The sequence below is a fragment of the Paenibacillus amylolyticus genome (genome assembly GCF_047302515.1).
Lineage (GTDB): Bacteria > Bacillota > Bacilli > Paenibacillales > Paenibacillaceae > Paenibacillus > Paenibacillus amylolyticus_G.
Genome location: NZ_CP168019.1, coordinates 3793886 through 3819104, shown reverse-complemented (window position 1 = coordinate 3819104; position 25219 = coordinate 3793886). Strand labels below are relative to the sequence as shown.

At 45.9% G+C, this 25219-nt stretch carries 23 protein-coding genes; 21 read left to right on the top strand and 2 right to left on the bottom strand.

The genetic code is table 11. The annotated features are described in order from the left end of the window. Positions 1–143 precede the first annotated feature (143 nt). The 8 genes from ACDJ59_RS16365 to ACDJ59_RS16330 all read left to right on the top strand — a co-directional run bounded on the left by ACDJ59_RS16365 (position 144) and on the right by ACDJ59_RS16330 (position 6016). Positions 144–635 (top strand): phosphatidylglycerophosphatase A, encoded by a 492-nt coding sequence (locus ACDJ59_RS16365; protein WP_036609851.1) that lies wholly within the window; start codon positions 144–146, stop codon positions 633–635. A gap of 284 nt (positions 636–919) precedes the next feature. After that, the gene (locus ACDJ59_RS16360) at positions 920–1108 is read left to right on the top strand and encodes a hypothetical protein (protein ID WP_017689496.1); all 189 of its coding nucleotides are present in this window, start codon (positions 920–922) and stop codon (positions 1106–1108) included. Between the two features lie 207 nt (positions 1109–1315). Next, a complete protein-coding gene (locus ACDJ59_RS16355; RefSeq protein ID WP_255319678.1) occupies positions 1316–1450 on the top strand; it encodes a hypothetical protein in 135 nt (44 codons plus the stop codon). Positions 1451–1513: 63 nt separating this feature from the next. Next, entirely contained in the window at positions 1514–2407 is an 894-nt protein-coding gene (gene accD / locus ACDJ59_RS16350) for an acetyl-CoA carboxylase, carboxyltransferase subunit beta (protein WP_036609844.1), read from the top strand. Next, positions 2408–3439, top strand: coding sequence for an acetyl-CoA carboxylase carboxyltransferase subunit alpha (locus ACDJ59_RS16345; RefSeq protein ID WP_036669951.1), 1032 nt, complete (start codon positions 2408–2410; stop codon positions 3437–3439). 105 nt (positions 3440–3544) lie between these two features. Further along, complete coding sequence (pyk, locus tag ACDJ59_RS16340) at positions 3545–4972, top strand: pyruvate kinase (protein WP_017689492.1); 1428 nt, start codon at positions 3545–3547, stop codon at positions 4970–4972. 131 nt (positions 4973–5103) lie between these two features. Then, positions 5104–5610: an acyl-CoA thioesterase gene (locus tag ACDJ59_RS16335; RefSeq protein WP_413404197.1), complete on the top strand. Its 507-nt coding sequence runs from the start codon at positions 5104–5106 to the stop codon at positions 5608–5610. Between the two features lie 7 nt (positions 5611–5617). After that, positions 5618–6016 carry an FxsA family protein gene (locus ACDJ59_RS16330; RefSeq protein ID WP_036609835.1) on the top strand — a complete coding sequence of 133 codons (399 nt, stop codon included), beginning with the start codon at positions 5618–5620 and terminating at the stop codon, positions 6014–6016. Between the two features lie 102 nt (positions 6017–6118). Here ACDJ59_RS16330 and ytvI read toward each other — a convergent pair whose 3' ends face one another. Beyond that, a complete protein-coding gene (gene ytvI / locus ACDJ59_RS16325; RefSeq protein WP_413404194.1) occupies positions 6119–7237 on the bottom strand; it encodes a sporulation integral membrane protein YtvI in 1119 nt (372 codons plus the stop codon). Between the two features lie 530 nt (positions 7238–7767). Here ytvI and citZ point away from each other — a divergent pair. The 4 genes from citZ to ACDJ59_RS16305 all read left to right on the top strand — a co-directional run bounded on the left by citZ (position 7768) and on the right by ACDJ59_RS16305 (position 11838). Then, the gene (gene citZ / locus ACDJ59_RS16320; protein WP_017689488.1) at positions 7768–8880 is read left to right on the top strand and encodes a citrate synthase; all 1113 of its coding nucleotides are present in this window, start codon (positions 7768–7770) and stop codon (positions 8878–8880) included. Between the two features lie 147 nt (positions 8881–9027). Beyond that, positions 9028–10320: an NADP-dependent isocitrate dehydrogenase gene (gene icd / locus ACDJ59_RS16315; protein ID WP_017689487.1), complete on the top strand. Its 1293-nt coding sequence runs from the start codon at positions 9028–9030 to the stop codon at positions 10318–10320. A 15-nt stretch (positions 10321–10335) separates the two neighbouring features. Beyond that, positions 10336–11277, top strand: a complete 942-nt coding sequence (gene mdh / locus ACDJ59_RS16310; RefSeq protein WP_413404191.1) for a malate dehydrogenase — start codon at positions 10336–10338, stop codon at positions 11275–11277. Positions 11278–11412: 135 nt separating this feature from the next. Further along, complete coding sequence (locus ACDJ59_RS16305) at positions 11413–11838, top strand: hypothetical protein (RefSeq protein WP_017689485.1); 426 nt, start codon at positions 11413–11415, stop codon at positions 11836–11838. A 263-nt stretch (positions 11839–12101) separates the two neighbouring features. Here the strand turns inward: ACDJ59_RS16305 and ACDJ59_RS16300 are convergent, their stop codons facing one another. Then, complete coding sequence (locus ACDJ59_RS16300; protein WP_413404189.1) at positions 12102–13661, bottom strand: histidine kinase N-terminal 7TM domain-containing protein; 1560 nt, start codon at positions 13659–13661, stop codon at positions 12102–12104. A gap of 389 nt (positions 13662–14050) precedes the next feature. Here ACDJ59_RS16300 and ACDJ59_RS16295 point away from each other — a divergent pair, with 389 nt between their 5' ends. From ACDJ59_RS16295 to mutM, 9 genes are all read left to right on the top strand, one after another. Beyond that, positions 14051–14920 carry an SDR family oxidoreductase gene (locus tag ACDJ59_RS16295; RefSeq protein WP_307538084.1) on the top strand — a complete coding sequence of 290 codons (870 nt, stop codon included), beginning with the start codon at positions 14051–14053 and terminating at the stop codon, positions 14918–14920. Positions 14921–15213: 293 nt separating this feature from the next. Beyond that, positions 15214–15573, top strand: coding sequence for a cupin domain-containing protein (locus tag ACDJ59_RS16290; RefSeq protein WP_413404187.1), 360 nt, complete (start codon positions 15214–15216; stop codon positions 15571–15573). Between the two features lie 31 nt (positions 15574–15604). Further along, a complete protein-coding gene (pnpS, locus tag ACDJ59_RS16285) occupies positions 15605–17425 on the top strand; it encodes a two-component system histidine kinase PnpS (RefSeq protein WP_413404185.1) in 1821 nt (606 codons plus the stop codon). A gap of 116 nt (positions 17426–17541) precedes the next feature. Further along, positions 17542–18270, top strand: a complete 729-nt coding sequence (locus ACDJ59_RS16280) for a response regulator transcription factor (protein ID WP_036609823.1) — start codon at positions 17542–17544, stop codon at positions 18268–18270. 152 nt (positions 18271–18422) lie between these two features. Then, positions 18423–19604, top strand: coding sequence for a methyl-accepting chemotaxis protein (locus tag ACDJ59_RS16275; protein WP_413404183.1), 1182 nt, complete (start codon positions 18423–18425; stop codon positions 19602–19604). Positions 19605–19834: 230 nt separating this feature from the next. Beyond that, entirely contained in the window at positions 19835–20590 is a 756-nt protein-coding gene (gene pstB / locus ACDJ59_RS16270) for a phosphate ABC transporter ATP-binding protein PstB (RefSeq protein WP_036609821.1), read from the top strand. A gap of 63 nt (positions 20591–20653) precedes the next feature. Continuing rightward, the gene (gene phoU / locus ACDJ59_RS16265; protein ID WP_036609819.1) at positions 20654–21313 is read left to right on the top strand and encodes a phosphate signaling complex protein PhoU; all 660 of its coding nucleotides are present in this window, start codon (positions 20654–20656) and stop codon (positions 21311–21313) included. Positions 21314–21546: 233 nt separating this feature from the next. Then, positions 21547–24201, top strand: a complete 2655-nt coding sequence (gene polA / locus ACDJ59_RS16260; protein ID WP_413404180.1) for a DNA polymerase I — start codon at positions 21547–21549, stop codon at positions 24199–24201. Positions 24202–24319: 118 nt separating this feature from the next. After that, the gene (mutM, locus tag ACDJ59_RS16255; RefSeq protein ID WP_036669994.1) at positions 24320–25147 is read left to right on the top strand and encodes a DNA-formamidopyrimidine glycosylase; all 828 of its coding nucleotides are present in this window, start codon (positions 24320–24322) and stop codon (positions 25145–25147) included. Positions 25148–25219 lie beyond the last annotated feature (72 nt).

The following is a 25219-nucleotide window of genomic DNA, read 5'->3' as shown; positions in this document are numbered from 1 at the left end:
CAGGTTTTTTTGTGAATATTTTAGCGTGGTTCCTGATTTCAACCATCCGCACATTTTATGAACATTTTAACAGGTTGCTGCATACACTTGAGAACACCGAAGGACCTCGCGGTCCTCGGGGGATTGATGCGGGAGGTCGAGATATGTCATATGAAATCGTAGAAGCCATGCTGGCCCGGCGGGGTGTACGGATTGATGCAATCGCAGCAATTGTATACCGTCTGCAAAAAGGGTACCACCCCGAACTGACCTTGGACGACTGTGTAACCAGCGTGAAATCCGTTCTGCAGAAACGAGAGGTGCAATATACGCTCTATACGGGTATTGCTCTCGACGAACTTGCGGAGAAAAAACTCTTGCCTCAACCGTTACAGGCTATTATGGAAGCGGATGAATCCCTGTATGGAGTGGACGAGACTCTGGCCCTCGGCATTACTCATGTGTATGGTATGATTGGTTTAACCAGCTTTGGTTACCTGGATAAAGAAAAAATAGGTGTAATTCATGATTTGAACGAACACACAACAGCCATTCATGTCTTTTTGGATGATCTGGTCGCAGGGGTGGCCGCTGCGGCTTCTGCCCGGATTGCACACAAAAATATTAAAGCCAAAAAATACCCCTCAGACCTTTAACCCCCTGTATTTCCATGCTTGTCTGTTATGGTCAATCTAATGGCTCATATGAAGGTCTTCAAGGGCGGCTGACGCTGCCCTGATAAGCTTGCGGCTACTTATGGAAGAGGTATGAACAAGAAGATTTCGTCAACCATATGAGTTATTCGTGGGGGACTAATGTCCCTCATGATCCCAAATTCTCCCCAAAGGTCCCGAACCCTTTCTTGCAGAAAAAAAGTGAGGTATGTTATCATTAGTCCAATATACGGGCTCTGAACATTAGCTTAGGGGGCGGACAAGGCATGTGGACGGTGATTTACATTGCACCGACAGCAAAGGTTGCGGACAAGATCAAGACCAAGCTTTCGGAAGAAGGTTTTCTGGTACAGACCCGTCCCATCAGTTTATCCAAGCAGCAATTTGAGATTCGCGTCCCTTCTGGGGAATTGGAAGAGGTCCAGGAAGTGTTGAATTCCATTCTGCATTCCTGATTTGTTCGACATCAACGTGCCTTGGCAGATGAAGAAGTACCATCGGTACATAAGGGACTAATCGCGTAAGCGGAGAGAGGAATCGACTTGCATGTATTGTATGCTGCTGTCCTTCCTTCTTTTTTTGTTAGGACAAGGACCGACCTGGTTGCTCCCGGAGACCCTACCAAGATAGATTCAAACATCGGCGCAACAATCTTTCGGTTTTTGCAGGTAACATCAATCGTGCTGACAGAAGCCGGTGATCCTTGCCCTGTACCGGCGGATTTTTTTGTTGTGAATGCTGGACAAGGCCCATGGCAGCGTGTGGGTCGTAAGCGGTTTACCGTAACACGCGGATGAAGCTGCCACAAGCAGCGCTCTGCATGTTGCGGCCATCAAATCAACGGCTGGAGAGGTGTAGTTGTGTTCAAAGATATATTCCAGAAGAAACGGAAGTACGCTACCATACCTTCCGAGCGTGCACTTCCCGGCGAAGGCCAGGAAGTCCTAGAACGCCCAAAACGTGAAATACCTGAAGGGCTTATGAACAAGTGCAGCAAATGCGGCACCATTCAATATAGCAAGGAATTGGAGAAAAATCTGAAAGTATGTCCTGCCTGCGGTTACCATATGCGTCTTAACGCTATGGAGCGCATTGCTATGGTACTTGATGATCAAGGATTTGTTGAGTTTGATGCTGATATGATATCGGTTGATCCACTTGGCTTTCCTGGATATAGCAACAAATTGGAACAACAGCGTCTGAAATCGGGCCTGAAGGAAGCGGTAATTACAGGGGAAGGAACCATTGATGGCCTGCCTGTAGTTGTTGCTGTAATGAGCTTTGATTTCTTCACAGGCAGCATGGGTTCTGTTGTAGGGGAGAAAATTACCCGTGCCATTGAGCATGCCACAGAGAAACGGTTACCATTGATTATTTTCTCAACATCAGGTGGTGCCCGGATGCAAGAGAGTATTCTTAGCCTCATGCAAATGGCTAAAACAAGCGCAGCTTTATCCCGTTTGGATGAACAGGGCGGGCTGTACATTTCGGTCATTACGGACCCAACGACAGGTGGAGTCTCGGCAAGTTTTGCGAGCTTGGGCGATATTAACATTGCCGAACCTGGCGCTGTATTTGGTTTTGCCGGCAGAATCGTTATCGAACAGACGATCCGTCAGAAGTTACCTGATGATTTCCAGACGGCTGAATTTAATATGCAACATGGTCAGTTGGACATGGTTGTGCACCGGAAAGAGCTTCGGGCCACTCTTGGCAAGCTTCTGGATATGCATAGTGAAAAAGGAGGGGTCTAAATGGCGGGTGAGTTGCCATATGAAGCGCCTCTGGTTGAGATGCGCAAAAAGATTGATGAACTCGTACAGTTTGGACAGGAAAAAGGGATCGACTTCACGGACGAGATTGCCCGCCTGGAAGAACGTTACCATAGACTTGAAGAAGAGATCTACACTGGCATAACAGCAGCTCAGAAGATGCATCTGGCCCGTCATCAGCAGCGCCCAACGGCGCTGGACCTGATCCAGCTGATATTTACGGACTTCATTGAGCTGCACGGTGATCGCATGTTCGGAGACGATCTTGCGGTTGTTGGCGGACTTGCCAAGTTGAATGGAAAGACAGTAACGGTAATCGGACAACAGCGGGGGAAAGACACGAAGGATAATATCGCCCGCTTTTTCGGCAGCGCTCATCCAGAAGGTTTCCGAAAAGGACTGCGTCTGATGAAACAAGCGAACAAATTTGGCCGTCCTATTATTACGTTTATTGATACTAAAGGGGCGTATCCGGGTAATACTGCAGAAGAGAGAGGTCAATCGGAAGCGATTGCTCGCAACCTGATGGAAATGGCGAAGCTATCGGTTCCTGTTATTGTTGTGGTCATCGGCGAAGGTGGAAGCGGCGGTGCCCTCGCTATGGCTGTGGGTAATCGTGTGTTGATGCTGGAACATGCGATCTATTCTGCAATCTCTCCGAACGGCGCTGCTTCGATTCTCTGGAAGGATGCATCCAAGGCAGATCAGGCGGCTGAAGCAATGAAAATAACAGCCAAAGACCTGTTGGAGATGGAAGTCATTGAAGAGATTGTCCCTGAGCCACGCGGCGGTGCTCATCGGGATTATGAAGCGTCTGCTGCTTTCATCAGTGAAGCTTTGGTCCGTCATCTCGACGATATGAAGGGTTGGAGCGGGGATCAGCTGAAACAGGATCGTTATGAGAAATTCCGTAAAATTGGATCGGTCACGTTTGAACCTCAAGCATCCAATGAAGCCCCTCAAGAGCTTGTAAAAGTCGATGTTGCGAGTAATTTGTCGGGAAATGCTGAATAATGTGACGAATTTCCTATACAAATGAACAAAAGTATAGTAAATTTAATAGTTGGAAAAAGAAAAATAGATAAAGAGTAATACCTTTAAAATCGGAGGAAACCCAAAATGCGTAAAACGAAAATTGTATGTACCATTGGTCCATCCAGTGAATCTCTGGAGAACACCAAAAAATTGATTATGGCCGGTATGAATGTGGCCCGTCTGAACTTCTCCCACGGTGATTTCGATGAGCACGGCGGACGGATCATTGCGATTCGCCAAGCATGCGAAGAGTTGAACAAAACAGTAGCGATCCTGCTGGACACCAAAGGACCGGAAATTCGGACAGGTAAACTCGAAGTTGAACCGATCGAATTGGTTCAAGACGAGTACATCACTTTGACAACAGAAGAAATTCTGGGAACCAAAGAACGTCTTTCCATTACGTATACAGATCTTCCGAATGATGTTGAACCGGGATCTACAATTCTGATCGACGACGGTCTGATCGGACTGACTGTGGTGGAAGTGCAAGGCACCGAGATCAAATGCCGTATCGTTAACGGCGGGTCGATCAAAAGCAAAAAAGGTGTTAACGTTCCGGGCGTTGCCATTTCTCTGCCGGGTATCACCGAAAAAGACGCTAACGATATCGTATTTGGTATCGAACAAGGTGTCGATTTCATCGCGGCTTCTTTTGTACGTAAAGCAAGTGATGTACTTGAGATTCGTGAATTGCTTGAAAAACACAATGCTGGACATATCCAAATCATCTCCAAAATCGAAAACCAACAAGGTGTCGATAACCTCGACGAAATCCTTGAAGTGTCTGACGGCCTGATGGTTGCTCGTGGAGACCTGGGTGTTGAGATTCCTGCGGAAGAAGTACCATTGGTACAAAAACGCATGATCCAAAAATGTAACGTTGCAGGTAAACCGGTTATCACAGCTACACAAATGCTGGATTCCATGCAGCGTAACCCGCGTCCAACACGTGCGGAAGCAAGTGACGTGGCGAATGCGATCTTCGACGGTACGGATGCAATCATGTTGTCCGGTGAGACAGCTGCGGGTAAATACCCAGTTGAATCTGTTCTGACCATGTCCCGTATTGCTGAAAAAGCAGAATCTGCTCTGCCTTACCAAGAGTTGTACCTGAAACAACGTGTTGCTCAACAAACAACAGTTACAGAAGCAATCAGCCAATCGGTTGCTCTTCAAGCTCAAGATTTGAACGCAAAAGCGATCATTACTTCGACTGAATCAGGACATACTGCACGCATGATTTCCAAGTATCGTCCAGAATCTCCAATCATCGCTGTGACAACGGAAGACAGAACTTCCCGTCGTTTGGCTCTGGCTTGGGGTGTAACTCCTGTCAAAGGAAGACTGGTTGATTCCACGGATGCTTTGTTCGAAAATGCAATTGAAGGGGGCGTAAAATCCGGACTTGTTAAAGAAGGAGACCTGGTTGTGATCACAGCAGGTGTACCTTTGGGTCGTTCCGGTTCTACCAACCTGATTAAAGTAAGCCAAATTCCAAACAACGCTTAATAGCGTCTTGGATGGAGAAGCAACAGGAAAGAAGCAATGGGGCTTTATTGTCCCGTTGCTTTTTTTCCATCTTATTGACACTTTACAACGAGGTAACACGTATGAATGATAGAGCGAAGGAGGCCGATAACGTGCGAGAACAGAGCAATGGTAACTGGTATGCGGCACGTCTTCGTGTACGCTATCAAGAAAGTGACCAGATGGGCGTGGTCTACCACGCGAACTATTTGAATTGGTTTGAAATCGGTCGAACTGAGATGATTCGCCAAATGGGGTATACATATCGTAAAATGGAGGAACAGGGGTTACTGCTTCCCGTAACCGGACTGGATGTGAAGTATCACAAGCCTGCCCGATATGATGATGAGATTATCATTTTCACCCGTATTGCTGCATTTAGTGGTCTGCGACTGAATTATGAGTATGACGTAAGACGCATGTCTGAAGAACCTGATGAGCATATGGCGATTGGAGAACGGGTATGGTCAACTGATGAAGCACTCCCTGGTGAACGGCTAGTTACAGGTTCTACCCAGCATGTATGGGTGAATGGGGACTGGAAGCCAGTTCGGCTGGATAAGGCAGCCTCTGAGCTATACAGCGCGCTTGAAAAGGTGTGGCTTTCGGGAAAGGGGTAATACGTCAATGCGAAAATGGATGTGGGCTTTACTCTTAATCATTCCGGTGATTGAATTATTTGGTTTTATTCTGATGAGTGACTGGATCGGAGCCGGAAAGACATTGCTTCTCATGATTCTCACGTCCTTGATTGGTATAGCAATGTTGCAGTTTGAAGGGCGAAAAGTACTTGTGGACGCCAAATCCGAGATGGAGCGTGGCAAGGTACCTGGAAGAAAAATGGTCGATGGTCTTTTTATTTTTGTCGGTGGTTTCTTGCTTTTGATTCCAGGTTTTGTGACGGATCTGATCGGGTTTACACTGGTATTTCCATTAACACGTCCGGTGTACCGTCTGTTCTTCCTGGGGTGGCTGGAGAAAAAAATGAAAAGTGGAAAAATTACGTTTTATCGTCGTCCGAAATGAAACACTAGTTGTTATGCAAAATGGAAAAGGCTCCGCTCAGCAGATGACTTCTGTTGAACGAAGCCTTTTTCTATTTTTCCTGCGTGCTCATAAGATGATGCCTCATCGGACACGTCCGTTGATGATATACGTTCTGAGGTCGCGTAATACGTTAGCCCGATTGAACGCATCGAGAATCACGAGACTGACAGGGCCAATAATCAAGCCCAGAACACCGAACAACTTCAAACCCACAAACATGCCAACCAGCGTGGCGAGTGGGTCGAGCCCTACACTGCTTGCAAGTACCTTCGGTTCAATAATCTGACGGGCGATCAGTAAGATCAGATAGATAATACTAATGCCAATACCCAGATACAGATCCCCATTCATAAAGAGGTATGCTGCCCAAGGCACCATGACCAGACCAACACCCAGATAAGGAAGCAGATCGACCAAACCAATCATCAGAGCGATGGTGAAGGCTGAATTGACTTGCAATATAAGCAGTCCAATCATGACGAATAGTGCTGTAATCGAGATCATGATCAATTGTGCTCTTGCGTATCCGAACAGTGCCTTCTTAAGGTCAGTCCAGATGTCGGATATCGGCTTGCGAATGGAAGAGGGTACCCATCCCGATACGGTGATGTTGTGCCTGGTCCAGCTTTTGCTAATGAAGAATGTAGACAACAGAACAACGATTAATACCGCGCCCATGTTAGGCAGGGAAGTCAGCAGACTCAGAATCATGTTGAAAAATCCGGTGACCAGATCTGTGACGGCTGTACCCACCGTTTCAGTTGTTTTACTAATATTGCTGTTGATGGTTTCCTGGTAGTTGGGATTTTCCTTGTAGAATTCATTGATCTGCGCAGTCAAACTCTGAATGGTGTCATTCTGGGTCCAGCGCACAAACGTGTCCTTGATCTCATCAACATGAAGATCAAAGCTTGTCGTAAGTGAAATGACTTCTTTTACCATACGGGTAATCGCCGCAGACAGCACCACCGCAATGGCTCCAAAATAAAGGATCAATGAAAGAGTCACAGCCAGCCAGCGCGGGAATCGTGCTCGATGCTGAAGCAGTTTCACTAATGGATTCATGGCATAGGCGATAATCCAGGCAATCGCAAAAGGGTACAAAAGCGGGAACAGCAAGTATATGGCAACGGCGATCAGAACGGCCGCAATGATAACCCATAAGCCACGGAACAGGCGTTTCATTATTATTCTATCCAAGCATCAACTCTCCTTAGTTCAATTAAGCCGACCTATGTATGATCCAGGAAGCAGTATTAGAAATAGATGGCTATCTTAATTAATATAGAGCATTTACAAGGTTTTGAAACGCCGGGATGTTACCAGATCTTGTTCAAAAGCGGATTTTTGAACAAGATGTATGGGGATTCTTTCTTTTGCCTAGAGTATGCCTTAGTATTACAGAATATAGCAATAGAAAGTTCTCATACGACAGGATTGGTTAAAAAACATTAAATGTCAACCTTGTTTTTGTAAAGGCTTTCAAAAATGCTTTATCGGACCGATAAAGAAGTTTGATGTGCGAATGAACTCTCATCATGTTCACATAAACGACAAAATCCAGTATGATGTTATAAGTAAATACCGATTGACAGATAGGAAAACCGTAGTTTGAAATATTTGTTAATTTTAAAATGAAAATGTTTACAAAAAGAGAATAGGTGCATTTTGGCACTTATATGACACTCTGGAATGGTTCCTGATTTCGCTTATTAAAGGAGAGATGTAATATGACAGCTACCAAAGGTCTGGAAGGCATCGTTGCGACAACCTCTTCGATCAGTTCTATTGTAGACGGTGTGCTCACATACCGTGGTTACGATATCGACGATTTGGCTGAACATGCCAGCTTTGAAGAAGTTGCCTATTTGTTGTGGTTTGGTAAATTGCCAACAACGGATGAACTGAAATCCCTTCGTAAAAGCCTGAGCGATTACGCGCCGATTCCGAGCGAGTTGATTGCACAAATCCAATTGTATCCGAAAAACGTCAGTACCATGGCAGCACTTCGTTCTGCTGTCTCTGCACTTGCACTGTACGACGAGCAAGCGGATGAGATGACAACGGAAGCAAATGAGAACAAAGCGGTTAAGTTGCAAGCACAGTTGCCAACGATTGTGGCAGCCATCGCCCGTATCCGTCAGGGCAAAGAACCTGTGGCTCCAAAAGAAGGCGCTTCCATCGCAGAGAACTTTTTATATATGATGACTGGTGAAGAACCATCCGAGACCGCAGTGAAAGCATTGGATCAAGCCCTTGTCCTGCATGCGGATCACGAGTTAAACGCTTCGACATTTGCAGCCCGTGTAACGGTTGCGACGCTGTCGGATATCTATTCCGGTGTAACTTCCGCCATTGGCGCACTGAAGGGACCACTGCATGGCGGTGCTAATGAAGCCGTTATGAAAATGTTGAATGAGATTGGTACGCCTGATCGTCTTGAAGCGGCAATTCAGGAAAAACTGAATAATCGTGAAAAGATCATGGGCTTTGGACATCGGGTGTACAAAAATGGTGATCCACGCGCCAAACATCTACAGAAGATGTCCAAGGAACTTGGCGAGATGAACAATGATACGCGCTTGTATGATATGTCTGTGAAGATCGAGGAACTGGTAACAGGACAAAAAGGACTGAAGCCTAACGTAGACTTCTATTCTGCTTCTGTATACACCCAACTGGAGATCGAACAGGAATTGTTCACTCCGATCTTTGCCATCAGCCGGGTGTCTGGATGGACTGCGCATATTTTGGAACAGCTTGCGGACAATCGCATCATTCGTCCACGTGCGGAGTACACTGGTCCTACAGAACAGAAATACGTTTCTATTGAACTTCGCTAATAGCCGCAAAAACAGTATAATAATATGGACGAGGTGAAGGGTTGGAAAGCAGAGGCGTTACTGGCTTAAGCTCTCAGGACCCTTCTCTCAACAAGACTAGTGGTATGATGAATACTGCATATACGAAACCTAGGAGGAATTTTAACTATGAAATTAGAAAAATTTGCTCACCCAACTGAAGGCGAAAAAATCCAAATTGATAACGGTACACTTCAAGTACCTAGTAATCCAATCATTCCATTTATCGAAGGTGACGGTACAGGCCGTGATATCTGGAAAGCTTCCAAACGTGTATTGGATGCAGCTGTTGAAAAAGCTTATGATGGCAACAAAAAAATCGCATGGTATGAAGTGTTTGCTGGACAAAAAGCATTCGATACATACGGTGAGTGGTTGCCGAATGATACACTGGAAGCCATTCGTGAGTATATCGTAGCGATCAAAGGACCATTGACTACACCAATCGGTGGCGGTATTCGTTCCCTGAACGTAGCCCTGCGTCAAGAGCTTGACCTGTACACATGCTTGCGTCCTGTTCGTTATTTCGACGGTGTACCTTCTCCGGTTAAACGTCCTGAGCTGGTAGACATGGTCATTTTCCGTGAGAATACGGAAGATATCTATGCAGGAATCGAGTATGCTGAAGGTTCTGAAGAAGTGAAAAAAGTGATCCAGTTCTTGCAACAAGAGATGGGTGCTAACAAAATTCGTTTCCCTGAAACTTCCGGTATTGGTATCAAACCAGTTTCTTCCGAAGGTTCGAAACGTCTGGTACGTGCAGCAGTTCAGTACGCAATTGACCATAACCGTAAGACGGTTACATTGGTACACAAAGGTAATATCATGAAATTCACAGAAGGTGCCTTCAAAAACTGGGGATATGAAGTGGCTGAAGAAGAGTTCGCTGACAAAGTATTCACATGGGCACAATACGACATCATCAAAGAAAACGAAGGTACAGATGCAGCGAATGCAGCACAAAAAGCTGCTGAAGATGCTGGTAAAATCATCGTAAAAGATGCAATTGCCGATATTGCTCTGCAACAAGTATTGACTCGTCCAGGCGAGTTTGATGTAATCGCAACCCTGAACCTGAACGGTGACTATCTGTCCGATGCACTTGCAGCGCAAGTTGGCGGAATTGGTATCGCTCCTGGAGCGAACATCAACTACGTAACAGGACATGCTATCTTCGAAGCAACTCACGGTACTGCACCTAAATACGCGGACAAAGATGTCGTGAACCCTGGTTCCGTTATTCTGTCCGGAGTAATGATGCTTGAGCACTTGGGATGGCAAGAAGCAGCTAACCTGATCTACAAAGGTATGGAAACATCCATTAACAATAAAACAGTAACGTATGACTTTGCACGTCTGATGGACGGCGCTACTGAAGTGAAATGTTCTGAATTCGCGGATCAAATCATTAAAAACCTGTAAGGGGAGATGTGAATCTTGACTATTCAGCGCAAAAAAATCACAGTAGTCGGCGCCGGTTTTACCGGTGCTACGACCGCATTAATGCTTGCCCAAAAAGAACTCGGGGATGTTGTGCTGGTTGATATTCCTCAACTGGAGAACCCGACGAAGGGGAAAGCACTCGATATGATGGAAGCAAGTCCTGTTCAAGGATTTGACAGTCATATCGTCGGTACTTCCAACTACGAAGATACTGCAGGTTCTGAGATTGTAATCATTACCGCTGGTATCGCCCGTAAACCGGGTATGAGCCGCGACGATCTGGTCAATACGAATGCGGGTATCGTGAAGTCCGTTTGTGAAAATGTGAAAAAATATTGCCCTGATTCCATCGTCATTATTCTAAGCAACCCAGTGGATGCGATGACTTATGCTGCTTATCAAACCCTTGGTTTTCCTAAAAACCGTGTTATCGGTCAGTCAGGTGTTCTGGATACAGCACGTTATTGTACTTTCATTGCGCAAGAGCTGAATGTATCTGTTGAAGATGTTCGTGGATTCGTTCTTGGCGGCCACGGAGACGACATGGTACCACTCGTTCGTTATTCGAGCGTAGGTGGTATTCCGATTGACACGCTGATTCCTGCAGACCGCATTGAGTCCATTGTTCAACGCACACGTGTTGGCGGAGGCGAGATTGTGAATTTGCTGGGTAACGGCAGTGCCTATTATGCACCAGCGGCTTCACTCGTTCAGATGACCGAAGCGATTTTGAAGGACAAGAAACGTATCATTCCAGTGATCGCTTATCTTGAAGGTGAATATGGCTATAATGATCTGTTCCTCGGTGTACCAACCATTCTAGGTGGTAACGGCATTGAGAAAATATTCGAACTTGACCTGACTGTGGAAGAAAAAGCAGGGTTGGACAAATCGGCTGATTCGGTTCGCAACGTCATTTCGGTAGTAAACCTGTAAGTTTGAAAACTTTTTGAACAGAAGCTAAAAGAAAACCTCCGGTAAATCCGGAGGTTTTCTTTTCTTTGGATAAGTTCCCCAGTATAATGGGATGTGATGTATAGCACACCGAAAATGTTGAGGAGGATGAAAATTTTGACAATGATTATGTATCTGCTCCATATTGTTGGAGCACTGGCGATGGGATTCTATTTGATTCTGCCATTTGTGGTCGGTAAAATCCGTACCTTGAATGCTGCAGCACAAGAGGGAGCCTTTGCATCGCTTCGTTCTTTGAACAAAGTCGCGCAGTATGGACTTGTAATCCAACTTCTTACTGGTGGTTACCTGATGACCAAAGGTGAGTATTCTCATGTCTGGATGGCTGTCGTAGTTGTTCTGCTCTTGGCTATTGCGGCTATTGGAGGAATTATGGGTAAACCGCTGCGACTCGCTGCAGAAGGTGTGAAAAACAAGCGTGATGTGGGTCCTGAGCAAAGCAAGATCCGTATGTTCAGTACACTTCTGGCTGTATTCTTGCTAATCATGGTGTACCTGATGGTGAATAATCAGGTGATCTAAAGTGCGTTGCGGACGGTTAATCCACCCTACGAAGATGTATTGTTAGTTGTTGGTTAAGCGTTTGCAGACGTATTTAGGACAAGCCGGATGATATATAAGATGGTGTTTCGGTGAAACAAATGAAAAATAGACAGCCTCATTGGCTGTCTATTTTTGTTATCATCAAGATGGAACCAGCAGTCCTCGGTTTATTTGAACTGAAACTAGAGGGATCACTACCATACATAACATCATGCATTACCATCAGACACGATCTACATTGGTTAGGTTGTACTCACACTATATGCACGCACTGCATTTCGACCATTACGCTTGGATTCGTACAAGGCAGTATCAGCGTCGCGTAACAAGGACTCCAGCGAATCCGACCCTCCGTTGTACTGGGCAATACCAAAGCTTGAGGTGAGCGTAATAGGCACTCCCTTAACATCCAGAGGGTCATTCAACAAGGCAACTCTCAGTTGTTCCGCAAGTTTCTCGGCTTCTTGAAGCGAGGTATTCGAAAGAGCGATGACAAACTCTTCGCCTCCATAACGGGCAAACAACATCTCAGGGCTTAAATATCGATTACAGACAGAGACCACATGAATGATGGCCTGATCGCCAACATCATGCCCGTACGTATCGTTGATGCGTTTAAAGTAATCAATATCAAATAAAATAAATGAGACAGGTTGCGGATTAAGCTGAGCTTCACTCAAAATCTCCCGTCCTCTATGCAAAAATTGAGTGCGATTATAGATTTTGGTCAGACCATCAAAATAAGCCAGTTGTTTCAGCTGTTCTTGCAAGAAGCGTTGTTCCGTTATATCGATTAACATAATTAGACTGCCCACAGTCTGTGCATCCTTGTTATACACGTAAGATGTCCTGACCTGGTAACAGACGGTCTCTCCGTTTAACTGCCAGTACAGATCGGTTTGCAATCCTTCTCTTCCGTATTCAACGGGAAACGTCTTTCCAGCAAGAGTAAGCCAGATATCATCCAAGGGTTGGCCAATCATGGTTGTATTAAGCTCTGGCAACATGTCACGCAGAGATCTGTTGTAATCGACCAGTCGATTGAAACTATCCAGTACAATAACACCTTCACGCATACTCTCGAAAATACTGTCTTTGGCGATGGGTACGATGGTCAGGAGACGTGAGGATAGAATCGCCCAGATATACATGGCAGATGTGATACACATGAGCACGGGGACAGGGTCCATCCCGCCGGGGGTCAAACCAAGCAAATACAGAAAAGCTGCGACCATAGGAATAATCTGTGAAGTAATGAGAGTAAGTAATTGACGACGATACATCTTCTTGGTATGTCTCCATTGTCCAATCAGGATGAGGCAGGCACATAACAGACAGGAGAAGGTGAATGCACCGTGTACAACATACCATTGACCCACTGCGATATCCATCAGAGGAACGGGACTATCTTCTCTCAGCCATACTTTTTTATAAAATAGATGATGAAAGTCATTGGTTGCAACCATACCTAGTGTAATGGAAGGGATTACAAACAACGAGGCAGTTACCTTTTTGGATAACGTTTTTCCTGTGTACTTTATCATCAACATGAGGCCAAGAGATGCGGAGAAGGGCATGCCTATATACTCCACGGTGGTCCAAAACTTCATCTGTCCCAGCGTGTTGCTGGCCAGCTCAATTGCATAACCAAAAGTGTATATGGAAAGTGCTGCTGTGTAGAGAATGAATATTTTGGAACTGGGGATCTCGGATCTTCTGAAATAGGTATATAAACACAAAAAGACATTCAGCACGGCTGAAGTAGCTACGAGTGTTATATATGTATTAATATGCGATTCCATTGTCAGGTCTCCATGTTAGGTTAGAATGATTAAACCAATAAAAATGAGAGTTAAAGCACATCAGTATACTGTACATTGTACATCAGCCCAAGCAGCATAGGAATACACTTTGTATCATGAAACAGTGTAATTTCGAATAAATTTCGAATTTTGGCAAAACAGGCATTAAAGCAAATCGATTGTTTGATATCCAAAGAGAGTGGTAAATAACGATTAGAGACAGCACGCTGAGGCTTAAGTTGCTGTTGATCGCAGAAGAATAATGTGGACTGTTACTGCCATCCTACAGAATGAGACTTTTTTCAGAGAACGAAAGACAAGGAAGTGTGCAGTTATGTCCATGTCTTCTGTAATCCAAATATGTTCACATTTTGAGAGGAGAATGTTAGATGTCAACTACACCACAAAATCAAAAAACAATGCCGGCACAGCACCAGGATCAACGCCCTGGAATCGAATCAGAGATGCATCCCAGACCGGAATTTGAGAAGCCTGAATACAAGGCAGCAGGTAAACTGACGGGTAAGGTGGCGCTTATTACAGGGGGTGACAGCGGAATTGGACGTGCTGTTGCTGTTACGTATGCCAAGGAAGGCGCGGATGTCGCCATTGTATACCTGAGCGAGCACGAAGATGCCAAGGAAACGAAACGTCAGGTCGAACAAGAAGGACGCAAGTGCATCTTGATTGCAGGTGACATTGGTGATGATGCCTTTGCGAAGAAGTCGGTTCAGCAGACAGTAGATGAACTGGGCAAACTGGACATTGTCGTGAATAACGCAGCAGAACAGCATCCACAGCAGAATCTGGAGGATATTACGCCAGAACAGTTGGAGCGTACATTCCGTACCAATATCTTCGGCATGTTCTATGTGACGCAAGCAGCCCTGCCACATCTGAAGAAGGGCAGTACAATTATTAATACAACCTCTATCACAGCTTATCGCGGAAGCCCAACCTTGCTTGACTATTCATCTACCAAAGGAGCAATCACTTCGTTCACTCGTTCGTTATCGATGAATGTGATTGAGAAGGGAATTCGTGTCAATGCCGTTGCACCAGGGCCGATCTGGACACCACTCATTCCATCCACATTTGATGAGAAAAAAGTAAGTGAGTTCGGCGCAACCCAGCCGATGAAACGTCCAGGGCAACCGGATGAACTGGCTCCCGCATATGTGTATCTAGCTTCGGATGATTCATCGTATGTGAGTGGACAGGTAATGCATGTAAATGGCGGTGAAGTGGTAAACGGGTAATGCTTTAACATGATTCGGAATCCGTATAGGATTGATTATTATAGAGAGACGTATCGCATTCAGCATGGCTGAGCGGTGCGTCTTTTTTATATCAGGTGAATATGTATGTCAAAGATGCGGTTAGCACCTGTTTACAAAAGTCGGCATCTCTGTTGATACAACTATGATATTTTATTATTAGCCTTGTCTCACTGCAGTTGATAGCGTATTGCAAAGTACTGACTGAAAAGATTGGGAGTCCCCTAATCTGTGATATGATAGATCGAGCAATTATACTCGGAGGGACAAGTCATATGAAAATGAGCAAACAGAATGCAACACATTATATATGGGGTGCACAGTGCGATGGTTGGCATCTCGTTCAAAATGAAACACTGAGCATTATTCATGAACGAATGCCCGCAGGAACGGCTGAAATACGACATTATCATTCGGTAAGCCGTCAGTTTTTTTTCATCCTCAGCGGTGAAGCGTGTATGGAACTTAATGGAGAGACGTTTGTGCTGGAAACCCATGAAGGAATAGAGATTGTACCCGGAATGCCGCATCAGATGATGAATCGGAGCAACGAAGAAGTGGAGTTTCTTGTGATTTCCAATCCGGGTACCCGTGGGGACCGAATTGAACTGGATTCAATGTTGAGTGAGTCATAAGATATTAATCTGATCATAAAGGAAGAGATAGATGAGACCGTTCCGAATTCGCCTTGCCATCATTATGATGGTGCTGATCGGTGTATCCGTCATTGTGGCTGGATATACGATGGGCAGAGTGTTTAAAACTACGCATATAACCGCATTGGAGCAAACGATGGTACGCGAGATTAATCTGCTCAAAGCAACTTTTCCATTCCATGATGCAAGTGATCCAACCTCGGAAGCCACACGAAAGTATTATTCAGATCGGGCGCTGGAACTGGATCGTCTGACGGATTCCCGGGTAACCTTCATCAATAAAGACGGTATGGTCATTGGAGATTCCGAGAGTGATCCGGCAACGATGGATAATCACTTGAACCGGGAAGAAATCAAGGGTGCGGTTGGGGATGGATACGGGCAGTCCATACGTTACAGTGAAACATTGGGACAGGACATGTTGTATGTAGCGCTTTCTGTTAATTCGGATCAAAGTGACATGATTGAAATGCCGAGCGGAAAATTTGACGGCTACATCCGCCTTTCCATGAGTCTTCATGCGGTTGATCAAGGGCTTCAGCGTGGTTGGATGATTATGTTTGCTGCACTTGGGCTGCTGTTTCTAATTGTCGCGTTTGTCAGTTATCGGGTTGCACGTGGATTAACTTCCCCGATTGAGCATATTACAAAAGTGGCCCATCGGATCACCAAGCTGGAATACGATGCCAGAGTTGATGTAACGCGTAGAGATGAGATCGGACAGCTGGGGCTTGCGATAAATGGAATGGCAGACAGCTTGCAGTCCCAGCTGAAGACAATCCGTGACAATGAAGCGTTGTTACAGAGTGTCCTCGCGAACATGACCGGAGGTATTGTCATGATCGACGCAGGGCAATCTATTGCACTGGTCAATCGGGAAGCGGAGCGTATGCTTGGTATTCAGGCAGGAAAGGTTACGGGTAAACCTTATACTGAATTGAAAAGACACTACGAATTAACTCGCACCATTGAAGAGAGTGTTGCACTGAAAGAACGGATGCATGAAGAAGTGAGTGTGTTCAACCCGGAGGAAAAACTGATCCGTATTGATGGAGTACCGATGTCCGAAGATGATGGTGGATATCGAGGCATGTTGTTCCTGTTGCAGGACGTGACAGCGATTCGCCGATTGGAGTCCATGCGCAGTGAGTTTGTTGCAAATGTCTCTCATGAGCTCAAGACACCAGTCGCTGCGGTCAAAGGGTTTGCCGAAACGTTGCTCAGCGGCGGGGTACAGGATAAGGAGACAGAGCGATCATTCCTGAAAATCATCTATGATGAAGGAGATCGACTTAACCGATTAATCGGGGATATTCTGGAGTTATCCAAAATTGAATCGAAACGCGCACCGTTGCAATGCTCACCTGTGCATGTACACTCTTTCTTCGAAATGGTGCTGGGCACCTTGTCCAAGGTGGCGGAGAAAAAGCAGATTCGTCTGGAAATGCATGTTCCGGAGGAACTGTACATTGAAGCGGATGAGGACAAGATGAAGCAGATTTTCATCAATCTGTTATCCAACGGAATCAATTATACCCCCGATGGTGGGCGAGTGAAGTTACAGGTGACGATGGATAATGATGATGAAGTTGTCTTTGCGGTGTCAGATACAGGAATTGGCATACCTAAAAAAGATTTGCCGCGAATCTTCGAACGATTCTATCGTGTTGATAAAGGCAGATCACGTAATTCAGGGGGCACAGGCCTTGGACTTTCCATCGTTAAACATCTGGTGGAATTGCATCATGGCAAATTGTCTGTAGAGAGTGAACTGGGCATGGGGACAACGTTCCGTGTGATCCTTCCATTCATTCAGGAAGAAGAGATGTAGGCGTCTGGCATCAAAATGTAAAAAGGTTGTATTGTTTTACACCGCGTTAACAAATTAGTGCTATGATAGAAAAAGTGTTGTGGCAACAGACAACCTATGAAGAGAGAAGGGGTATCATGGCACAGCGTTTATTAGTTATTGAAGATGAACCTACATTATCAAGATTACTCACGTATAACCTGACACAGGAAGGTTACGACGTTACAGCAGAGGATCACGGATCTGCAGGATATGATCGGGCCTTGTCCCAGGAATTTGATCTCATTTTGCTGGATTTGATGCTTCCGGGCATGAATGGTCTGGACATTCTGAGCAAGTTAAGAATACAGGGTGTTAGTACACCGGTTATCATTCTGACGGCCAAGAACGGTGAAGCCGAGGTTGTACAGGGACTGAAATCAGGTGCCGATGATTATATTACCAAACCGTTTGGTGTATCTGAGTTATTAGCCCGAGTGGATGCGGTATTAAGACGTTATTCCAATGGTGAAGATTTACCACAGCTTGAGGACAAAGATGGCTCACGAATTATTCTGGGCGAGCTGGAGATTTATCCTCTGAAATATGAAGTGACACTGGGTGGACAATCCATCAGTCTGCGTCCAAAAGAGTTCGAAGTACTTCTATATTTGGCCAAAAAGCCGGGTGTGGTACTGACAAGGGATGATCTGATGAACGCTGTGTGGGGCTTCGATTATATTGGAGGTCAACGAACGGTGGACGTACACGTCAGCTCATTACGTAAAAAGCTGGAGCTGGACCCTGAATCGGTTCATATTGATTCCATTCGTGGTGTAGGTTATAAATTGGTTGTCAAAAGAAAAACTCCCCATCATTCAAGTTAGCAATGATCGGGGAGTTTTATTTTACGTTCATTTAACATAAAGGAAGATTTTTCTTTACGTAGAGGGAGTAGCATGGACTTATCTGAGTGATACTTTGTACCTACATAACCCACCTCAAGACGGAGGTATTACGTAAAGGAGATTGCGCATTTATGCCCATGTTGCTCGAAGTGAAACCTGACCAGCCTCATGTTGTTTTACATAATGAAGAATTAACGACACCCATAATGGAGCAAACTGAAGTAGCACTAGTTGCTGAAGAATCTGTGATCCATTTGCATGACTATTATCGTCAGGTACCTGTCGCAGGGGTCCATACGACCTGTGGAGAAGCAGCGACGATGATGAATCAGGATCAGGAACACCCATGTATCGTATTGTGTGATGAGCAGATGAAACCTACTGGATTGTTAATGCGAGAGACGTTATATCGGATGTTAAATGGCCGTTTTGCCGCAGATCTATTCTACCGTAAGCCGGTCATACAAGTAGTGAATACATCTCCGGTTATTGCAGATATTCATATGGAAGCCGCAACGATTATTGATATCGCACTTGGACGGAATGAACAGCATTTCTACGATTGTCTGCTGGTTACGGATCAAGGCAGACTGCTTGGTGTGCTGACGATGCGTGACGTAATGTCGCTATCCCGCAGATTGCAACAGGCTGTTACGGAAGAGGGCATACGTACAGTAACCGAGAGCAGACAGGAGATATCCAAAATCAACAATGCGGTCACCAAGCTGGTGAATGCTGCGAATCAGACCGTTCATGAGGCCCGTGAGATCATGGCATTGTCCAAGCAGGGCGAAGAGAGTTTGAAACACGTTGATGCTTCCTATAACCGGGTACATCAGCATATGGAGAGTCAAGGTCAACATGCGGATCACATGCTGGATTCGATCAAAACAGGTTCAGGCATGGCACATTCCATTCGCTCCCTGGCAGATCAGAGTGGTCTCCTTGCCCTGAATGCTTCCATCGAAGCAGCTCATGCCGGTGAATATGGACGAGGTTTTCAGATTGTTGCAGGCGAGATTCGAGCGCTCGCAAAACAGACCCGTGAGGTTGCGGGCAACATGTCTTCATTGCTAGAGAATATTGGTGGATTGACCCTTCAGACTGTTGAACTGGTTAAGGCAAGCGGAGCGGAGATTGACGACAGTTCGGTGCATGTCACCGCAGGGGGAGCAACGTTCCGACAACTGAACAGTGCGGTGAGAGATTTGTCTCGTATAGCAGAGGAGATCGCCATGGAAGGCGGGAAAGCTGGAGAAGTCGCAGAGCACATTCGTACGAAGCTGGATGAGATGGTTACGAATAGTGAGTGAACTTTAAAGTAGTCAATAAGGCAGACATCAGGAATCAGATTGATCCATCAAGCAGATCATGAAGGTTAAGGATGTCTTTTTTACATTCCGTTAACATGAAAGTGATACTGTTTTTACAATGAAAGGGTAGGATATTAAAGATGGCCGAGCAGCGATAAAAAGATTATCAGTATCGGTCTCAACGTAAAGGGAGTTTCCGTGTCCCTGCAGCGAAGGAGAAGTGAACATCCATGAAGGACCTCATTCACATTGAAAATCTTAATTTATATTATGATACGCATCACGCGCTTAAAAATATATCGATGGATCTGCCGGAAAAAACCGTTACTGCGTTCATCGGGCCGTCAGGTTGTGGTAAATCGACATTGCTTCGCACGTTAAACCGGATGAATGACATGATTCCGGGTGTTCGTGTGGAAGGACAGGTTATGCTGAATGGCTCTGACATTTACAGTAATGAGATTGAAGTGGAGACACTGCGCAAACGAGTTGGCATGGTGTTCCAACAACCGAATCCTTTTCCAAAATCCATATACGATAACGTGGCTTATGGACCTCGCTTGCACGGGGTAACCCAAAAGGCTGAACTGGATCAGTTGGTGGAACAAAGTCTTGTCCATGCTGCATTGTGGGATGAAGTAAAGGATGTATTGAAAAAGTCGGCACTTAGTTTGTCCGGCGGACAACAACAGCGTCTCTGTATTGCACGGGCGCTGGCTGTACAGCCTGACGTTCTGCTGATGGATGAAGCAACGTCTGCACTCGACCCGATCTCCACATTGAAGATTGAGGAACTAGTGAAAGAATTGCATCACAAGTACACGATCGTTATGGTTACCCACAATATGCACCAAGCGGCACGGGTATCTGGACGCACGGTATTTTTCCTGAATGGTGAAGTGGTGGAGGCAGCTGATACGGAGACGTTATTCTCCACACCGCAAGATTCCCGAACCGAGGATTATATATCTGGAAGGTTCGGTTAAGCGAGCTGAATTGGAATGATCCCGGCATACCCGGAGATGATGGATAAGGAGGACATGAAATCTATGATTCGCAGAAAAGAATTTGATCAGGAGCTTGAAGAGCTGCGTACCTTGCTCAAACAAATGGGTGAACATGTAGGAGCAGCATTGGATGGTGCTATTGAGAGTTTACAAACGATGAACGCGGAGAAAGCTCAGGTCATCATCAAGAATGATGCGAATCTGAATGCCCTTGAAGACAAAATTATGGAACTTGGCTCCAAACTGATCATCACACAACAGCCGGTGGCGAAGGATCTCAGACGTATTATCGTGGCATTCAAAATCTCCAGTGATCTGGAACGTATGGGAGATCTTGCGCTCGACGTGGCGAAGGTGACACTCCGGATGGATGGACAGAAGCTGATTAAACCTTTGGTGGATATCCCGCAAATGGCAGAAATCGTGAAATCCATGATTGATGAATCCATCGAATCTTTCCTGAAAGAAAACACAGACCTGGCCTATAAAATGGCTCAAACGGACGATCAGGTCGATCAACTGTACAGCCACATGATCAGTGATCTCTACACGTTAATGTCAGAGCATCCGAATCAGGCTTCTCAGGCTATGCTGCTGATGATGGTTGGGCGTTACATTGAACGTATTGGTGATCATGCAACCAACATTGGTGAGAGCACGGTATACCTGGTGACAGGTAAACGTCCGGATCTGAATCAATAGAAGAGTATTGCTTTGGTATTGGGGAATCAGTACTGATTAAGTAATGCAATCATATGAATGGAAAAGGACTTTCTCTCAGGTAGGCTGTGTACAGCTGTCTGTGGAGAAGGTTCTTTTTTGCGATTAAATGTGAAGTGAAAGAGGCTATTCTTTTTGATGTGACAGGTGGGTATGGTATCATGAGAGTAGATGTAATTTGAAGAGGTTGACCATATAATACGCGAGGTGCTGGAATGGACAAGTTTATTCTCATAGATGGAAATAGCATTATTTACAGGGCGTTTTTTGCAATGCCGCCTCTGACCAACTCGAAAGGTCTGCATACCAATGCGGTATATGGCTTCACCACGATGCTGCTGAGACTGCTTGAAGAGCATAAACCTACACATGTTATGGTTGCTTTTGATGCAGGCAAAATCACGTTCCGCCACGAAGGGTATCAGGAATACAAGGGTGGACGGGAGAAGACACCACCAGAGTTGTCAGAGCAATTCCCTTTGCTCAAAGAACTGCTGAAAGGACTTGGTATTGCTCAGTTTGAGCTGGCTGGATTCGAAGCGGATGACATCATCGGAACGTTAACCAAACGCGCAGATGAAGCGGGCAGACAGGTGCTTGTTGTATCGGGTGACAAAGATATGCTGCAGCTTGCTTCCGAACATGTACATATCGGGCTGACACGTAAAGGGGTAACCGATATTGAGCTGTATGATCCTGCTCAGATTAAGGAGCGTTATGGTCTGACGCCGCTGCAAATCATTGATCTCAAGGGTCTGATGGGCGATGCGTCCGATAACATTCCAGGCATTCCCGGGGTTGGAGAGAAAACAGCGTTGAAGCTGCTGCACCAGTTCGGATCGGTAGAGGATGTGCTGAACGGCACAAGTGAACTGAAAGGCAAGATGAAAGAAAAGATCGAGGCCCATGCCGAAGATGCCCGGATGAGCAAACAACTCGCGACGATTCACCGGGAAGTTCCGCTGGAGCAGACTTGGGAGGATATGCAATTCGCGGGATTAAAAGAAGAACATGCTGGCCCTGCACTAGCTAAGCTGGAATTCAAATCTTTGCTCGAACGTCTGTCGTTCAGTGGCAGCATCGGTTCTGAACAGGAAGCGGTCCCTGCTGCCGAAGTTGAATCCTCCATTGCAACGGAGGACAACATCAGTGAGCTGTTCAGTTCACTGGATTCCATTGATGTCCTCCACGTGGAGACCCATGGGGATAACCCGCACCAAGCGAAATTGATTGGACTTGCTGTAGGTTCCGCTGGAACATATACGTTCATATCTCCCGAATTGCTTCATTCCGAAGCTGCGGCTCCAGTACGGGCGTGGCTTGGTAATTCAGACCAGCCCAAGCGCGGTTATGATCTTCATCGTGTAGACCTGGCCCTGCATGCACATGGCATTGAATTCGCTGGTGCGGCATTTGATGTACAACTGGCGGCCTATTTGCTTGATCCAACGGAATCCAACCAGACGATTAGTGGACTCACGACCAAGTATGGTCTGCCGTCACTTGTGGAGGATGACACGGTTATGGGCAAAGGGGCCAAGTACAAGGTACCGGAAATGGAGATCTTGGGTGATTTCCTGTGCCGTAAAGCTGCTGCAGTAGCAGCCATTATTCCACTTCAGGAGCAGGTATTGGAAACGGATGAGATGAATTCACTGTTCCATGAACTGGAGATGCCGTTGTCACGTATATTGGCAGACATGGAGAAACAGGGCATCAAGGCCAATACAGCCGATCTTCAGGCTCTGGGCAGTGAGTTTGAAGAACAGATCAGCAGGTTGATGGCTGAGATCTACAAGCTGTCAGGTACGGAATTTAATCTGAATTCACCGAAGCAACTGGGTGAGATTTTATTTGATAGACTGGGCCTACCAGTGGTGAAGAAAACAAAAACGGGTTATTCCACAGATGCTGAAGTATTGGAGAAATTGGCTCCTTATAATGATGTGGTCAAGCATATTCTGCAATATCGTCAGCTTGCCAAGCTGCAATCCACTTATGTGGAAGGGTTGCTCAAAGAGATATCCAATCGGGATGGCAAGGTGCATACGTATTATCGTCAGACCATTGCTGCAACGGGACGACTTAGCAGTCAATTTCCGAACTTGCAGAACATTCCGATTCGGATGGAAGAAGGTCGCAAAATCCGGAAGGTATTTGTTCCTTCCGAGCCAGGATGGTCCATTTTGGCAGCAGACTATTCCCAGATTGAACTGCGTGTATTGGCACATATTTCGGACGATGAGCGCTTGAAGGAAGCATTTGTTAATGATATGGATATTCATACAAAGACCGCTTCGGATGTATTTGGCGTGAATCCTGAGGATGTGGATGGGGATATGCGTCGTTCCGCCAAGGCAGTTAACTTTGGTATCGTGTATGGAATAAGTGATTATGGCTTATCACAGAACCTGCACATTACACGTAAAGAGGCCGCGCAGTTTATTGATCAGTATTTTGAAGTGTTCCAGGGTGTCCGCCGATACATGGATGACATTGTGAAGGAAGCTCGTCAGGATGGTTACGTCAAAACGCTGTTGGAACGTCGTCGCTACCTGCCAGAGATTAATGCCAGTAACTTCAATCTGCGTTCCTTCGCAGAGCGTACGGCGATGAATACACCGATTCAGGGAACAGCGGCAGATATCATCAAGCTGGCCATGGTACAGATGGATGAAGCGCTACGGGAACGCAAGTTGAAGAGCCGTATGTTGCTTCAGGTGCACGATGAACTTGTATTCGAAGTGCCTGCGGATGAATTGGAACTGATGAAAGAGTTAGTCCCTTCTGTTATGGAAAAAGCATTGGAACTGTCGGTTCCGCTGAAAGCCGAAGTCAGCTTTGGTGATAACTGGTACGAAGCGAAATAAATCAAGCGCTGCGCGGTTTTTCCGGTATTTTACAAAAGGCCTTTCCGTGTTTGAGATATAAGAAAAGGGTCCCGCTGAGCGCCATCTTCCGTTATAATATAGGGGAGGTGAGAACATCATGCCGGAATTACCGGAAGTCGAAACAGTCAGAAGAACATTGAATCAACTTATTGTGGGCAAAACGATTGATCATGTTACCGTTAGCTTGCCGCGGATTATTCAGCGGCCGGACGACATAGATGCATTTGCAATGGAACTCGCAGGACATACCGTCATTGGAGTGGAGCGCCGCGGCAAGTTTTTGCGTATTTTGCTGGACGGGCTGGTGCTTGTCTCCCATCTGCGGATGGAAGGAAGGTACGGTGTGTACGAGCAGCATGAAGATGTGGAGAAACATACACATGTGATCTTCCATTTTAATGATGGTACGGAATTGCGTTATAAGGATGTGCGTCAGTTCGGTACGATGCATCTGTTCAATGCAGGTGAGGAACTGGTGTCCAAACCTTTGCTGAAGCTGGGACTGGAGCCGCTTGATCCAGCCTTTACGGTAACTGCATTCCGCGAGGCGGTTGGCAAGCGTACAACCAAAATCAAAGCTGTACTTTTAAATCAGGCATATGTGGTCGGTATTGGGAATATTTATGTGGACGAGGCTCTATTTCGCGCAGGCATCCATCCTGAGACCATCGCCAAGACACTGACCGAAGCTCAGTTAACGGTGCTCCATGAAGCGATTGTGGCTACGTTGCAAGATGCAGTGAATGCAGGTGGATCTTCCATCAAGTCCTATGTGAATGGACAGGGTGAGATGGGGATGTTCCAGCATCAACTGAAAATTTATGGACGCAAATCAGAACCTTGTACAACTTGTGGTACGTTAATTGAAAAAACGGTGGTTGGTGGCCGTGGCACGCATTTTTGTCCGAACTGTCAGCTGTTGTAACATGAACTGAATGAACGAAATGATGAAATCATAGCACCCTTGGATTCCTCCCTCCATATACTGATATGGCAG